This window comes from Sphingobacterium alkalisoli (assembly GCF_005049105.1).
In the GTDB taxonomy this organism is placed as follows: domain Bacteria; phylum Bacteroidota; class Bacteroidia; order Sphingobacteriales; family Sphingobacteriaceae; genus Sphingobacterium; species Sphingobacterium alkalisoli.
This window is the reverse complement of record NZ_SUKA01000012.1, coordinates 16,478-31,554: the sequence shown is the minus strand read 5'-3', so window position 1 is coordinate 31,554 and position 15,077 is coordinate 16,478. Positions and strand designations below refer to the sequence as shown.

12 protein-coding genes are annotated in these 15,077 nt (G+C 44.7%); 8 read left to right on the top strand and 4 right to left on the bottom strand.

The window, feature by feature from the left end:
* Positions 1-4: 4 nt before the first annotated feature.
* From FAZ19_RS23035 to FAZ19_RS23005, 8 genes are all read left to right on the top strand, one after another.
* Positions 5-1,633 carry an ABC transporter ATP-binding protein gene (locus FAZ19_RS23035; RefSeq protein WP_136823133.1) on the top strand — a complete coding sequence of 543 codons (1,629 nt, stop codon included), beginning with the start codon at positions 5-7 and terminating at the stop codon, positions 1,631-1,633.
* Positions 1,633-2,550, top strand: a complete 918-nt coding sequence (locus tag FAZ19_RS23030; protein ID WP_136823132.1) for a hypothetical protein — start codon at positions 1,633-1,635, stop codon at positions 2,548-2,550. Before FAZ19_RS23035 ends, FAZ19_RS23030 begins: the two co-directional genes overlap by 1 nt.
* A 125-nt stretch (positions 2,551-2,675) precedes the next feature.
* On the top strand, positions 2,676-3,470 hold the full coding sequence (locus tag FAZ19_RS23025) for a polysaccharide biosynthesis/export family protein (protein WP_136823131.1): 795 nt from the start codon (positions 2,676-2,678) through the stop codon (positions 3,468-3,470).
* A gap of 5 nt (positions 3,471-3,475) precedes the next feature.
* Positions 3,476-5,830 carry a GumC family protein gene (locus tag FAZ19_RS23020; RefSeq protein ID WP_136823130.1) on the top strand — a complete coding sequence of 785 codons (2,355 nt, stop codon included), beginning with the start codon at positions 3,476-3,478 and terminating at the stop codon, positions 5,828-5,830.
* A gap of 335 nt (positions 5,831-6,165) precedes the next feature.
* Positions 6,166-7,389, top strand: coding sequence for an OmpA family protein (locus FAZ19_RS23015; RefSeq protein ID WP_229707683.1), 1,224 nt, complete (start codon positions 6,166-6,168; stop codon positions 7,387-7,389).
* 36 nt (positions 7,390-7,425) lie between these two features.
* Positions 7,426-7,599, top strand: a complete 174-nt coding sequence (locus tag FAZ19_RS24025) for a hypothetical protein (protein WP_169305757.1) — start codon at positions 7,426-7,428, stop codon at positions 7,597-7,599.
* A gap of 17 nt (positions 7,600-7,616) precedes the next feature.
* A complete protein-coding gene (locus FAZ19_RS23010; protein WP_136823129.1) occupies positions 7,617-9,197 on the top strand; it encodes a hypothetical protein in 1,581 nt (526 codons plus the stop codon).
* 233 nt (positions 9,198-9,430) lie between these two features.
* Entirely contained in the window at positions 9,431-11,356 is a 1,926-nt protein-coding gene (locus tag FAZ19_RS23005; protein ID WP_136823128.1) for a polysaccharide biosynthesis protein, read from the top strand.
* A gap of 47 nt (positions 11,357-11,403) precedes the next feature.
* On the opposite strand, the gene FAZ19_RS23000 is transcribed toward FAZ19_RS23005, so the two are convergent.
* The 4 genes from FAZ19_RS23000 to fbp form a co-directional block, all read right to left on the bottom strand.
* A complete protein-coding gene (locus tag FAZ19_RS23000; protein WP_136823127.1) occupies positions 11,404-11,676 on the bottom strand; it encodes a hypothetical protein in 273 nt (90 codons plus the stop codon).
* A 159-nt stretch (positions 11,677-11,835) separates the two neighbouring features.
* A complete protein-coding gene (locus FAZ19_RS22995; RefSeq protein ID WP_136823126.1) occupies positions 11,836-12,594 on the bottom strand; it encodes a LytR/AlgR family response regulator transcription factor in 759 nt (252 codons plus the stop codon).
* Positions 12,591-13,634, bottom strand: a complete 1,044-nt coding sequence (locus tag FAZ19_RS22990; RefSeq protein WP_136823125.1) for a sensor histidine kinase — start codon at positions 13,632-13,634, stop codon at positions 12,591-12,593. The genes FAZ19_RS22995 and FAZ19_RS22990 overlap by 4 nt, the downstream gene beginning before the upstream one ends.
* Before the next feature lie 410 nt (positions 13,635-14,044).
* The gene (gene fbp, locus FAZ19_RS22985) at positions 14,045-15,076 is read right to left on the bottom strand and encodes a class 1 fructose-bisphosphatase (RefSeq protein ID WP_136823124.1); all 1,032 of its coding nucleotides are present in this window, start codon (positions 15,074-15,076) and stop codon (positions 14,045-14,047) included.
* Position 15,077: the final 1 nt, after the last annotated feature.

The window sequence follows — 15,077 nt, the reverse complement described above, 5'->3', positions numbered from 1 at the left end:
ATAGATGGTAACACACTCCCTTTCATATCAGCTGCGATGGGCATGGAACCTGACAAAGGGATACCGCTGGAATCTTTCTGCTGTCTTATTTTTGGAGCTGATTGCAATTGTCTTATCGCTCTGGTTTGTATTGGAATCCAAACACGCAGTAGATCTAGCCATGGGGCTTGGTAGCGGTAGTATAAAACTTACCTTGCTCTGGGTGACGATAGCCGTTGTAGGAGGAGTGGGAATGCGGCTTTTGGCGGCACGCTTGAGTGAAATGGTACGGCTAAGGATGACGATAGACGTACAGCAGGAGTTGACCGAAGGACAGATGATGTCGTCTTGGAAATTTGTAAAAGATTGGCACACGGGCGACCTTATGGTGCGTATACAGTCTGACGGAAACGAAGTGGTGCAGATGCTGAGCCAATCGGCTATCGACTTTGTCGTTACCCTATTGCGACTCATCGCCTCTTTTGCGTTTTTGTGGACCATGGATCCGATGCTGGCATTTATGATTGTGGCCATATCGCCCTTATTCTTGTTCGCAAAACTCTATTTCCGGAAGATGCGGAAATTAAGTAAAGACGTGAAAGCTGCGGAAAGTAACTTCGGTAAAGTGGTGCAGGAAAGCCTAAAATTTCGGATGCTGGTGCGGGCTTTAGGACTTACCAGAGCAAGAAAGCAAAAGCTCGCGCAAAGCCAGGAACAACTGTATGCATTAAAAAAAGAACAGTTGAATTTCTCTCTGTTTACACAGGGGGTTACGAAATTGACCATTAATGGAGGGTATCTATTGACCTTTGTATGGGGGGTATACCGCTTGCAGGCCGGGCAGATCTCGTTCGGAACAATGACCGCCTTTCTGCAATTGGTAGGGCGTGTGCAGTCACCCATATTGCAATCGATTACCTTTGTGCCTGCATTTGTCCGATTTAGAACATCGGTAGATCGGCTACTGGAACTCATCTTGAGCGAAAAAGAAGTGATGGCACCATCACAGCAGATTCCAAATCCCCAGCGTATTGTGATTAGCGAGCTCTGGTTCCGCTATGCGGATCATACGTTGATCGATAACTTGAATGCGGAAATCAACCGCGGGGAGCCATTGGCTATTATTGGATCCAGCGGTCGGGGTAAAACCACCCTGATTCGCTTATTGTTGGCATTGATCAAGCCGGATGCGGGCAATATATGGATTGATGATGACCGGGGGCGTATTGCCCTATCGAATGCACATCGGATGAATATCGCCTATGTGCCGCAAGGTAATACCTTGTTTAGCGGTACCATCCGTGAAAATGTAGCCGCCGGAGAAACTGCGGTAATGGAACAACGGATAAAGGAGGCTATACGGTTGGCTTGCGCCGAATTTGTATACGCTTTGCCCGACGGTCTCGATACCATCGTGGGCGAATCTGGATACGGTTTATCGGAAGGACAGGCGCAACGTATTGCGATTGCCCGTGCCATGATGTCCGAAACGAGTATCTGGCTATTTGATGAAATAACATCTGCACTGGATACGGAAACAGCCGAACAGGTGGTAAATCGGTTGATGGAGGCAGGAAAGGATAAAATAATACTATTTGTGACGCACGACCTGTGGTTGGCGGAACAGTGTAGTCAAACCATTTATATGCAATAATGAAAGAAGACTTAATCTACGAGGATACGGTGTTGCAAGACGTTTATTATCGTATTGCCGGGCATACCCTCAAGGTGAGCATGCCTGAGGTTGATACAGACCGTGTATTGCCTTCCTTTACGGATTTCTCTATACGGTGTGCAACAGCTGACGATCCGATAAGTAGGATTGTCATTTCGACGGGACCGAGCTTTGTGGATCTGACGAAGGCTACACTCCGCAGCGACGTATCGGTGACATGGGGCGATCGGTTTCGGTTTTACGAAACGGAAAACCATTACATTACCCGGGTGATGAATGAGAATGCATCGGCCTATTGGGAGATGGTGAGTGCCAAGGATTTTAGCGAATCACGGATTTATGCGATGGAAGTAAGTCTCCTCGATAGTACGGTGCTTAGCTGGCTACTTATGGTAACTTTTGGCCAGGCGGCTCTTCTTCATAACACGATACTCATCCATGCGTCCGTTGTGGAAAAAGATGGTAGGGGATATGCTTTTCTGGGAAAAAGCGGTACAGGAAAAAGCACGCACAGTAATTTGTGGATAGCGCATATACCGGGTACTACGCTTCTCAATGATGATAATCCTGCAATACGGGTAGAGGATGACGGGATAAGGGTATATGGTACACCTTGGAGTGGAAAAACCCCCTGCTATCGAAATGTGGGCGTAAAACTACAGGCCTTGGTACGCCTCAGGCAGGCTCCGGTCAATCAGCTGCAACTCCAAAAAGGGAAGCTCGCTTTGCTGACAGTATTACCCAGCTGCACGGCGCTGCGGTGGAATCAAACTTTATACACCGCCATGATGGATATGCTGGTGTGGCTGTTGCCCGATGTGCGGGTAGCGCAAATGGATTGTCTGCCCAATGCAGACGCTGCAAAAATTTGCTATAAACAAATCGGAAATAATTAATATCTTTCACTATGAAATATCCATGTAGCACAGGCTGCACAAACACGAATGAACATAGTTTGGATATTCCATAGGACAATTAAAGTCAAACCGAGCTTGCGAGCTCACGAAGTAATTATACACATATGAAAAAATTGATATGGTTAGCTGCCATTAGCGTGTTTTTGTTGAACTCATGTCTTACACCCCGTAAAGTGGTGTACCTGGACGATATGAAAGAGAATACGGCTTATAATACACTTATACCGCCACCTGTAAGGGTGCAAAAGGGAGATCGCTTGAGTATACAGGTAAGTGCTAAAAATCAGGAGCTCACAGCGCCCTTCAATCAGGGCCTCGGATCGTACCGGATAACGGACGACGGTAATGTGGCAACCGAAAATACCGGTGTGCTACAAGAAAAGGGTTTTTTGGTGGATCAGGAGGGGAAAATAGATTATCCTATTGTGGGCAGCTTGGCGGTAGAAGGATTGACATTGGATGGACTCAAAGATTTGGTACGAGATCGCCTAACACAAGGAAAACTCCTCAGCGACCCTATCGTAAGCGTCGAGCTTCTTAATCTCAAAATCAATATGATGGGAGAGGTGGGAAGTATTGGTGTGATCACTGTGCCGGATGGCCGCATTACCCTGATCGAAGCCATCGCGCGTGCAGGCGGACTTACCTCGAATGCTGCAGTAGATAAGATCGCTGTGATACGCGAAGAAAATGGCGAGCGGAAGATGATTATGAACAATATTGAATCCAAAGCTATTTTTGATTCGCCAACCTATTACCTGCAACAGAATGACATTGTGTATGTGACGCCAAGAAGCGCACGATTCACGCCGAGAGAGGAAAATACCTGGCGGTTTATCGGGTCTGGAGTAGGTTTGATCACTATGTTTTTTACATTGCTGAACTACACTAATAAATAATAAACATGGAAAATAGTGCAGCGACTAATTACCTAGTACAAGAGAAGGAAGAAAAGTCGATCAATGTGATTGATATTCTTAAATACCTTCTGTTTCACTGGAAATGGTTTGTATTGTCGATTTTGATCTTTGGAGGTTATTACCTATATCAATACAATAAGACGGCCTTTATCTACAGCCGCACGCAAACGGTGATGATTAAGACGCCGGCAAATACCGTTTCTACAGCACGGATATCGCGAAGTAACAGCTATAACGTGGTTAACGTAGCCGGCGAAATTTTGCAGTTGCGATCGAAGGAGCTTATGCGCCGGACGATAAGTCGACTTAATGCCGACGTAAGCTACAGCGTACGGCAGGGACTGCGGAATACGGAACTGTATACCGATGCACCCATACAAATAAGTTTTGAGGACGTACGTACGGAGGACAATTTTTCGTTCACGGTTTCCCGAAACGACGATAGCACAGTGCTCATGTCGGGTTTTTCCAAAGGGGACATGGAGCAACGATTTATCGTAAAGTTCAATGAAAAGGTACGTACTCCGGTAGGGGTGCTCGCCGTAAGACCGACGGATGCATATAGCCTCGCAGCATTTACCAATGAAATAAGGGTGAGTAAAAACCCTAGGGAAGCGATGGTCGGCTATTTTATGGGTAGGATGAACATTCGGCAAATGGAAGATGATGCGGCGCTGTTGCAGATATCGATGGAAGATAATTCTCCCCGACGCGCGGAGGACGTGATTACCATGTTAATTACGGTGTATAATGAAGAGGCTATAGACGATAAAAATCGCATTGCTGTAAATACGGCGGATTTTATCCGCGAGCGGATTGATATTATCGAGAGCGAACTAGGGTTAGTCGAATCTGACCTGGAACGCTTACGGATAGCAAACCAGGGTTTAGATCTGGCGTCTTCCCGGCAGATGTACTCCTCGGAAAGCCAAACCTACTACGCGGAGGGAAATGCAGCGGAAACGCAAATGAAGTTGGTGGAACTCATGAAACAGTACCTAGAGGATGCGGAACGGCGAAATGACCTTATTCCGAACAATACGGGACTGGTGGATATGAACATCGAAAGCCAGATTAACGAATACAACGTAGCGTTACTAAAACGCAACCGTCTGGTGGAAGGTGGAAGTTTTTCGAATCCGATCATTCAGGATCTGGACAATGCCCTACAGGCTATGCGCAAAAATATCGATCGCTCAATCGAAAATACCTTAGCCGGACTACGTATTAAATTACGGAATGCACAGCGCGAAGGGGGTGCGGCGCGCAGTAAGGTGCAATCTATCCCTCCGAAGGAGCGGGTGATGCTATCTGTCGAGCGCCAGCAAAAGGTGAAAGAAGAGCTGTATATTTTCTTGCTGAACAGAAGGGAGGAAAATTCGCTCAATCAGGCAATGACGGACGACAATGTACGAATTATTGATCCGGCTTCTGGATCCAGTGCGCCGATATACCCCAGCCGCTTTAGCAAAGTGGCACTGGGTGTGGGGATCGGGGCGGCAATCCCGGCGGTCGTGCTGTTGCTCATGTTACTTTTGGATACCGGGGTACGCAATCGAAAGGATATTGAAGGTGCCGTGACGACTCCGTTCTTGGGAGAAATTCCATTTTCGGACAAACGACGGCGTTCTAAAGAGGGGAATTTGGTTATCGAAGCACAAGGAGGAGATCCGGTAACGGAAGCTTTTCGGATACTGCGTACGAATATTGGTTTTATGGCCTCCGCCGATAAGACACTACAGGTGATTACGTTTACCTCCTTTAATATTGGTGCCGGAAAGACCTTTACGGCCATGAACTTAGCGGCGAGCTTCAGTTTTCTCCAAAAAAGGGTGGTGTTGCTCGATCTGGATCTGCGGAAGGGTACACTAAGCAAATCCCTGAAGGGTAGAAGGAAAGGGGTAACGCATTACCTCTCGGACGCCAATGTGGCCTGGAGCGATATTGTGTATAAGAATGAGTTTGCAAACAGTGTCGATATCGTGCCCATTGGAACCATCGCCCCTAACCCGGTGGAGCTCTTACTTGGAGGAAGATTGGATGAGTTAATTGCTGCACTGAAAAGTAATTACGATTATGTTATTGTGGATAATGTACCAGTGGCACTGGTAGCCGATGCAGCGATTGTAGACCGTATATCGGAGTTAACTCTTTTTGTGGTACGGGCCGGTAAAATGGACAGAAGGCAATTGCCGGAATTGGACAAGCTTCATCGCCAGGGGAAACTGACAAACATGGCTATTTTATTGAACGGCATTCGCAAAGGAAAAATGGGTTACGGTTACGGTTATGGGTATGGTTACGGCTATGGTTATGGCTACGGAAATACCAAGACCTAATGTAATTATCTATCGGATGCCTCCTAAAAAAACCGTTCACCTGAACGGTTTTTTTTCTGAAAGTGTCTATTCTCAAAGGCCATCAAGAACTTTCATGCCTGTTGGTGATTCAATGGATCATGAAAGTTTTATTTATGGATGAAACGAAGATTTCCTTGGCCGTAAGCGCTAGTCCTATGTTGCGCAACGCGAATTAACCAGTGTGTAGTGATTGCGCTACAAAAAAAACTATATGCGCCGACATATACAGAAGTATAAAGTGATCTTCCCTACTTTTGTTTCAGATTAGTAACGTGTTAGCAATATTAAATACGACTAAGCGGAGATCAAATAAGATGAAAAATATAATTGGATTTTTTTTAAAAGATATGAGAAATGTAGTGGTCATTACGGCTATGTTTATTGTGTCAGTGAGCTATGCACAGGGGCAGGCCATTCGTTTGAAAGCAGATACATTGGTGGAAGAATCATCCGATCGATATAAAGTGGAAACCAATCGTTTTTTCGACAATTGGTTTGTCGGTGCTGGAGCGGGTGCGCAGATTTTTTACGGAGACCACAATAAACAGATGAAATTTAATGAACGTCTCACGCCAGGATTTGAGCTGTATGTGGGCAAATGGTTTACACCGGGCATTGGGGTGCGCTTAGCGGTAAACGGTTTAACAATTAAAGGCGCTACACAGAATGGTAGCCATTCTACCGGTGAAGTATATGATGCGTCGCAGGGGTTGTCGAAACAGCAATTTGATTATTACCATGCGCATGGGGATGTGTTTTTTAACTTGACGAATATGCTTGGTGGTTATAAGTCGGATCGCGTTTATACAGTCAGCCCTTATGTGGGTCTAGGATGGATGTACACGGGTGAGGAGCCGGTAGCACGGGAAGTGAGTGCGAACCTCGGTCTGTTTAATTCTTTTCGGGTGAGCAAATCTGTCGATATTACGTTGGATATCCGGGGAAGCATGGTAAACGATCGCTTTGACGGTGAGGCGGGAGAACGGAGGCAGGATGGTCTGCTTACAGCTGCCGTAGGAATTAAATATCGATTCAAAAACCGCGACTGGAAAAAGAGTACCACCACCACGATACGTTATGATGAGAAGGAACTAAGTGCATTGCGGGATAAAGTAAATCAACTGGCAAACGACAATGAATCTTTACGTAAACAGTTAGCACAATCGGGCAACGAATCGATTACGGATGTGATCGTAGAGAAACGGGTGATCGCCGCACCGGTTTTACTGACCTTCCCGATCAATAAAAGTGTGATCTCGAACGATATGCGTGTAAATCTTGGTTTCTTGGCTAAGGTAATGAAAGAAGGGGGAACGGATGTGAAATACCGGATTACGGGTTACGCGGATAAAGGCACTGGTTCGGAAAGTACCAATAAGAGATTAAGTAAAGAGCGCGCACAGGCGGTTTGTAACGTATTGGTTCGGGAGTTTGGCGTACCGCTGTCGCAATTGGAAGTATCGCACGAGGGAGGTGTAGATAATATGTATTATGACGATCCGCGATTAAGTCGTGCCGTGATCACCATAGGATACTAAACCGAAACGAATACAATGACATTAGTGTATAAAAATATGAATACGAAGGAATTATTGCCTTATATCGCACCGACGATAGAAGTAGAGATTATAGAATTGGAACAAGGAATTGCAACGGCTTCTGCTTTTGTATCACCGCATGCCGAGGGAGATTTTGTACAGGAGGAGTGGGAAACAGAAGAGAATAAACAATATGAACTTAATTGGTAACCGAATATATATCTGACATGAAGAGTTTTCAATGGGTTAACATAAAGCGTGGCAAGGGTGCCTTAATCGCTTTTATTGCGTGCACGGTATTCGTTGTTTCGTGCGGTAAAGAGGAAATGAATATGGGAAACGGGGCAGCATCCGTGAAGGTAAACCTTCAGGGCGTACAGACTGGTACATCAAGCCTCGTGAAGGTAGGCTCCACGAACCTGAAAGGGCAACAGTCAGAGTCCGCAGTACAGCAAGTTGCTGTGCCATTTGATGACACTTACCAGTTGGTAGCGACATTGGTGCCAGCATCTAATGGTAATGGATTGACAAAATTAGCGGCGACGACTGTCGATCGCGATCCGTTGCCGGCAGGTGTACAGTATCGCGTGGTGGTTTACGATCAGGAAACTGGTGCGTATGTCGCTGATAAGGTATATAGTGCTGGTGCACCGAATCCGGAACCTTTTGGGTTGTTTACAGGGAAAACCTATACATTCGTATCTTATTCAGTTCGAAGCAACAGCACGGTGCCAGCAGTTGATCCTGCGCAGTCGCTTTCTGTTGCTAAGCTAACGTCGATCAGCGGTGATGCTGATTTCATGTATGATGTAACGTCTAATGTGCAATTGACCAGCGGCGATAATAGCTTGGATATAATCTTGAAACATCAATTCAGTCAGATCAATACCGTACTGGATGCTTCTGCTGTGGGTGTTATTACAGCTATTGCGGCCCGTATTGAACCACACCGCTCTAAGGTGGATGTTAAACTCCAAAACGGAGCGATTACTTATGGTGCGGTAGCATCTGCAGGAAAGACCGTGTCGTTCCCAACTGGAGCGAACACTTCAACCAGTGCAGCTACAATCGTGTGTTCACCGGCCGTAACCAATGGTAAATTTACGATTTCATCGGCCACTATAGGTGGGACAGCGAGAACCACACCTTTGGTGCTAGAAGGATTGAAGATAACCCCGGGTGTGCGCTATACGATGGAGCTAAAGTTGAAAAAACCAGATGGAATCGACATTGGTGGATTAACATGGGCGCCAGGTAATCTAGTTTATAATCCGACTACCGGAGTCTATTCCTTCGCAGCTAATCAAGCCGTGTTCGGTAATTATTGGCCATTAAACTCTTTATTCCCTGTAAGCGCTTCGCGGCCTGTGGATAGATCGAGAGGAAGTACAACCTATACTACCGGCACCGATCCATGTACCAAAGTGCAAAGCAATGGCGGTAACTGGAAAACGCCTTCTAGAGCGGAGTTAGAGAAGCTGACAGGTGGTGAGCAGTTTAATATAATCTATTGGCCTCGCTCCGAAGCGACGTACAATGGGGTTCGTGGTATCTACTTCGGGACGACGAGTCAACCTGCTGTTGCTGATCAGGATAAGTATCTATTCTTGCCGGTAGCAGGGTATATAGGACAAGACGGAAGGAGCACGGTTAGCTCGGCCCATGCCGATGAAGGCTCCTACTGGACGACGACTTCATCAGGTGGGGAGAATTTCTGGCGAATGAATTTCAACTTGCAGTCTACTTCTAACTATAATACGAATTATTTTCCACAAGGGCATAGCATTCGTTGCGTGAAGGCAAATTAACGATAATTTAATTTCAAAATTATAAGAACCCAGCTGAATCGCCATTCAGCTGGGTTTCTTTTTCGTAAAAAAATAACTAACTTGTAGTCCAGATATCTCTTGTCGTAACATCTAAAATAAACTATTGAGTCCGTTTCGCTATTTTGCTGTTTTGGTGTGCTTTTTGTTACAGTCTTTGATGTTGTGAAAAAACAATGTTGCCCTAAGGCATATTTGTGTAGTTAAAAAATTTAATGGAAATAGCACATATTTTTAAACGGTTGCGTAAAGACAATCCGAGATGGGTTGTTTTGGTGATTGACTTACTGATTGTTTGGACATGTTATGTACTGTCCAATTATATCATTAACAGCTTTAAAGGTAATTTTGATCTGTTGTTGATGCTTAAAAAATCAGCATTTTTGACGTTGGTCTACAGTTTATGCTTTTTATATTTTAAAACCTATAAGGGAATAATCCGGCAATCGGGAATACGCGACGCGCAATATATCATGACGGCCGTTGCTGTTGCTGGCGGAATACTATTTGCTGTCTCTTTTGTCGTACGTTTGGTTTTGACACCCGGTACGGTAGGCGCTGAGTTTCTAAGGTTGTCATATGGCGTGCTTTTTATACATGCCTTTCTCACGTTCGTAACCATGGTAGCTGCACGGATATTCTACCGCACGATTTATGAGCGGATTTTTTGGAATGAGCGCACAGTAAGTAGGGTCGTTATTGCTGGGGCGGGTAATATGGGCACAGTAACCTATAATATCTTACAGAATGATACGCGCAATAAGTATAAGGTAGTGGCTGTGGTTGATGATAACCCAAGTCGGATTGGAAAGCGGATCAATGGGTTTCATATTAAAGATATCGCCTGCGTTAACGAGAATTATGTACAGAATCTACGCGTGGATAAATTTATTATTGCCCTGGATGATAATAATACGGAGCGTTTAAAGCGAATCTCTGCTATATTGGAGCCGTTACCGGCGAAAATTATGATCATGCCTTCCACAGCGAAACTGCTGCAGGGGGAGGTGGCCGCACGGCAAATGCGTACGCTGCAGATTACGGATCTCTTGGGCCGTGAGTCGATCAAACTGGATAACTTGGTAGTAAAAGCGTCGTTGCAAGGAAAAGTAATCCTGGTAACTGGGGCGGCGGGCTCTATCGGCTCGGAGCTGGCACGGCAGATTGCGTACAGTGATTGTAAACGAATTATCTTGTTGGATCAGGCGGAATCTGCGCTCTACGATATGCAGCAGGAAATCTTGCAAATCGCGCCAGAGACGTCCTCTTATGAGGTGGGTAACGTACGGGATCGGGTGTTTATGCATCAGGTTTTCGCGAAGTATAAGCCACAGGTGGTATTCCATGCAGCGGCTTATAAGCATGTGCCGCTAATGGAACAAAATCCATATGAATCCATCCGTACCAATGTATGTGGTACAAAGAACGTAGCGGATCTGGCTGTGGAATTTGGTGCAGAAAAATTTGTGATGGTCTCTACGGATAAAGCCGTCAACCCTACCAATGTGATGGGAGCGACAAAACGTATTGCGGAGATCTATGTGTCGGCATTGAATCGGCAAAGTACGACTAATTTTATCGTTACCCGGTTTGGAAATGTACTTGGATCCAATGGGTCGGTGATCCCACTCTTTGAAAAGCAGTTGAAAAAAGGGGGACCGCTCACGGTAACGCATGCGGATATTACACGCTACTTTATGACGATTCCAGAAGCCTGCCAACTGGTGCAGGAAGCTGCGGTGATGGGTAACGGTGGTGAAATATTTGTGTTTGATATGGGGCAGCCCGTGAAGATAATGGACCTGGCCAAACGCATGATCCGATTGAAAGGATTCCGCTATCCTGAAGATATTGATATTCAGATTACCGGATTGCGTCCGGGAGAAAAGACCTATGAGGAGCTATTGGCGAATGATGAAAATACCCAAAAAACGCATCACGATAAAATCATGATCGCTAAGGTCAATACGGAGGATGTAGCTCTAAAAAAATATAAAATTGAGGCGCTATGTACGATGATCTGTTCGGAAAGTATTGACCGAATGGCTTTAGTGACCGCAATGAAAGATATTGTGCCGGAATACATCTCCAAAAATTCCATCTACGAGCAACTGGACAACGCTGAGGGGGCGTTGATTTAATAAGGTAACACCCCCACTTCCACAAAGACTACGATCTAGCTAACATATTAATAGTATGATGCTCTTATCAACGGTCTTTCTTGCTCGTCTTTTTCAAATGCTGCCAAAAAGGATACCTGATGTCCTTCTAGTGATAGAAATCGTGAAATGAAATCTTCATTACGACGGGTACTTTCAATTCGTAGGATAAAATCTTCATCATCGAGGTCTACGGTTGCAAATTTTACATCTTTGGAAACCGAATATAATTTCTGAATCAGATTGGATCGATCTAATATCGTTCGGATGGATGTTTTAAATATTAAAACATATTTTTTCATGGTATGATGAATTTAGTTGTTCATTTTAAACAAGGCATTACCGTGTAATTACCTTAATTCAAATATGGGTAGAATTTTAAAAATGGGAAATGAAAAAGAAGCCGAAGCGGACAAATTGACAACTGAATCGTCAAAATATGAGGATGTATAGTTGGTATATTATCCTTCTAACCAGTGTAGAAAGGCACTGCATTTTTCTTTGCTCACGGAGATTTTAATGGGATGACTCACGTGTAGGGTTAGCATCAGCTTTCGGCTAAGTCCGGTATTGGCGTAGGCAATGGCTTCTCGCTTGAGGACATGCTGCCGGTTAACACGGAAGAATTCCTCCCCCAGTAGTTGCTCCATTTCATCCAGCGATTTGTTAACGAGGTATTGTTTGCCGGAACTTATCTTGACAAATACGTTGTCGAATTCGATGTAACAGAGTACAATGTCGTTCAATTGCACGGGGATTATTTTGTCGCCGTTCATAACGATAATCGACTTACGGCGCTGTTCTCCTGATACGGCCTGCGTCTGCAGCTCGGATAGCATCTCATGTGTTCCCTTATTAAAACTGTCTTTCAACGACCTGTATTTAGTTAAGGTTTTTTGAATGCTTTCGTCCGAGAAGGGCTTGAGAACGTAATCCAGTCCGAAGGTCTGGAAGGCTTCCATCATATAGTGATTATAGGCGGTACAGAATACAATGGGAGCGGGTGGAACGATAGTTTTGAAAATATCGAAGGACTCCCCATCACCCAATTGGATATCACTGAAAATAAGGTCTACCGGTGTTTTTTTAGCGAAATAAGCGATGGATTCTTTGACACTGGACAACCGGGCTAGCAGTTCGATGTGGGGATCCAACCGCTTCAAGGTGCAAAGAAGATCTTCTGCCGTAAGATCTTCGTCTTCTATGATGATGGCTTTCATAGTTTAATGATTTTAACGTGTACCTCGAATGAGGTACCGTGGTCATGTATCAGCACACTTTCTTTCAAATAGTAGCTAAACCGCTCTTTGAGATTATTAAGCCCATAGTTGTTATTGTCCTCATGAGAGGTCTTGCGTGGACAGACATTGTTACGCACAATAATCCACCCGTCCTGGTGCAGCACCTCAATGCGAAGGGGATGTTCGACGGTATATTGATTGTGCTTAAGGGCGTTGTCGACCAGAGGCTGCAGTGAAAAAATCGGAAGGTTGTCTTGAAGCACTGATTCAGAAACATGGATCGTATAGGAGATGGCGTCATTAAAACGTATCTTCTGCATGTTGAGGTAATCTTCACAAAGCTGTAGTTCTTGTTTCACAGTTGCCAGCCCGTCTTCGGATGTAGTAAAACTAGCTCGAAGGTAATCAGAGAGTTGAAGCAAATAGGATTCTGCCATGGTACTGTCCTTTTTGATTAAGGATTTTAGGCTGGATAACGCATTGAATAGAAAATGTGGCTGTACTTGCTGCCGTAACATTTGGTTGATGGCCCGTTCATTGAGCTTATCGAGCTTCGATCGTTCGAGTTCGAGCTGATTGCGAAAATAATCGTTCATTACAAAGTATAACCACAGTTGAACGATGAAATTGAGAATGGCGGCACGTACAAACAAAAGCAATAGAAAGCCGAAAGTGGAACTGTCTAAAATACGCCGTTCCTCGATGGTCATCACACCCAAACGGGAGGTTACGCAGATGGTAAGCGCACAGATGCCAAGGGTAGACAGGAAGCTTAATACTTTCACATATACGGGTGATTTGATCGGATCCTTAACCTTAAATTGTATATGTAGCACGAGGTTAAAAACGATGATGCCAAAAAAACAAAGAAAAGCGACGAGAATATTCCACCAAAAGACCGATTGATCTTTGTACATGACATCGATAGCTAGAATCGATACAATGCAGATTGAAAACACCAAGCTGCGCTTAATCCAATCTTTTAAGGGGTAATTCGTTTTATTGCAGTTGAAACTCATCTTTTTTTTGACCGGTAATTGTTGCAAAGATAATAGAAAGTTGTGAACAGGTTATGTCGCAAATGTCGTTAAGATGTAAAGTCGTGACATGACTTCTTCTTCGCGAAGAGCTATGATGCTCCAATCTTCGATATGGATGGGTAAAAAGCAGTTGAATTATCGGCTACCTTGCGGAATTGTAATTGATGTTATAACATATAATTTTCTATGATAATAAAATTAATAGGAAGGAAATTTTTTTGTATGTTTGGCGGATAATTTTTTCGTACGTATGATAAGGTTAATCGTTGGTATACTTTTGTTTGGATTGGGATTGTATGTGGTAGATTTGAATTTTAGTGCATCAACTGCGGTGATTGGAAGCATTATCATCTTTATTTCGGTGGGAATAATCGGCCTTGGTATGGTCGCTACTCATAACAGACGGAAAAAGGGACGGGGAAATTAAGATATAAACGTTCTACCTCCTCTACCATTTGTCTACTCCCAATAACAATGGGTACACGTTGGTGTAACAAACGAGGCTGGATATCCAATATAGCGTTGTTACCTGTGCTAGCCTTCCCTCCAGCTTGCTCTACAATAAATGCCATCGGATTGCACTCATACATCAGACGCAGTTTACCGTTGGGATGATTGGAAGTTTCGGGATAGATGAATATACCTCCCTTGATCAGATTGCGATGGATATCAGCTACCATGGAACCGATGTAACGCGAAGTATATGGCCGGTTTGTAGCGGGGTCGATTTCCTGACAATATTTTATATATTGCTTTACGGCTTGTGGAAACTTACTGTAATTGCCTTCATTGATGGAATATAGGGAACCGGTGGGGGCGATCTTCATCTCGGGATGGGAGAGGCAAAATTCACCGATAGAAGGATCTAATGTAAATCCATTGACCCCACAGCCGGTGGTATAGACCAGCATGGTCGAAGACCCGTAGATGATATATCCTGCTGCGACTTGTTTGCGGCCCACTTGCAAAATCTCTTCTTGCTGGATCGGTCGGTCGGTATACAGACGCCGATATATCGAAAAAATCGTGCCGATAGATACGTTGGAATCGATGTTGGACGATCCGTCAAGGGGATCGATACAAACGATGTACTTCGCCTTCTCGGAGACCGTGTTCATAGATAGATCAACACCTTCTTCGTGTTCTTCGGAAGCGACATAACAACATTCACCACCCACTTTCAAGGCGTTGATAAACTGCATGTCGGCATATACATCTAGTTTTTGCTGTACCTCTCCCTGTATGTTGGTGTCGCCCTGCTGTCCGAGGATGTCGGCGAGGCCTGCTTTATTAACTTCGCGGTTTACCAATTTGGCGGCAATACCGATATCGCGCAACAAGCGGGAGAGTTCGCCTTTGGCATATGGGAAGTCGGCCTGCTTTTCGATGATAAATTGACCTAGTGTTGTGATTGCCATAATT

Coding starts and splice junctions, on each gene's coding strand:
- FAZ19_RS23035 (WP_136823133.1), top strand. CDS start 5: ATGGTAACACACTCCCTTTCATATCAGCTGCGATGGGCATGGAACCTG.
- FAZ19_RS23030 (WP_136823132.1), top strand. CDS start 1,633: ATGAAAGAAGACTTAATCTACGAGGATACGGTGTTGCAAGACGTTTAT.
- FAZ19_RS23025 (WP_136823131.1), top strand. CDS start 2,676: ATGAAAAAATTGATATGGTTAGCTGCCATTAGCGTGTTTTTGTTGAAC.
- FAZ19_RS23020 (WP_136823130.1), top strand. CDS start 3,476: ATGGAAAATAGTGCAGCGACTAATTACCTAGTACAAGAGAAGGAAGAA.
- FAZ19_RS23015 (WP_229707683.1), top strand. CDS start 6,166: ATGAAAAATATAATTGGATTTTTTTTAAAAGATATGAGAAATGTAGTG.
- FAZ19_RS24025 (WP_169305757.1), top strand. CDS start 7,426: ATGAATACGAAGGAATTATTGCCTTATATCGCACCGACGATAGAAGTA.
- FAZ19_RS23010 (WP_136823129.1), top strand. CDS start 7,617: ATGAAGAGTTTTCAATGGGTTAACATAAAGCGTGGCAAGGGTGCCTTA.
- FAZ19_RS23005 (WP_136823128.1), top strand. CDS start 9,431: ATGGAAATAGCACATATTTTTAAACGGTTGCGTAAAGACAATCCGAGA.
- FAZ19_RS23000 (WP_136823127.1), bottom strand. CDS start 11,676: ATGAAAAAATATGTTTTAATATTTAAAACATCCATCCGAACGATATTA.
- FAZ19_RS22995 (WP_136823126.1), bottom strand. CDS start 12,594: ATGAAAGCCATCATCATAGAAGACGAAGATCTTACGGCAGAAGATCTT.
- FAZ19_RS22990 (WP_136823125.1), bottom strand. CDS start 13,634: ATGAGTTTCAACTGCAATAAAACGAATTACCCCTTAAAAGATTGGATT.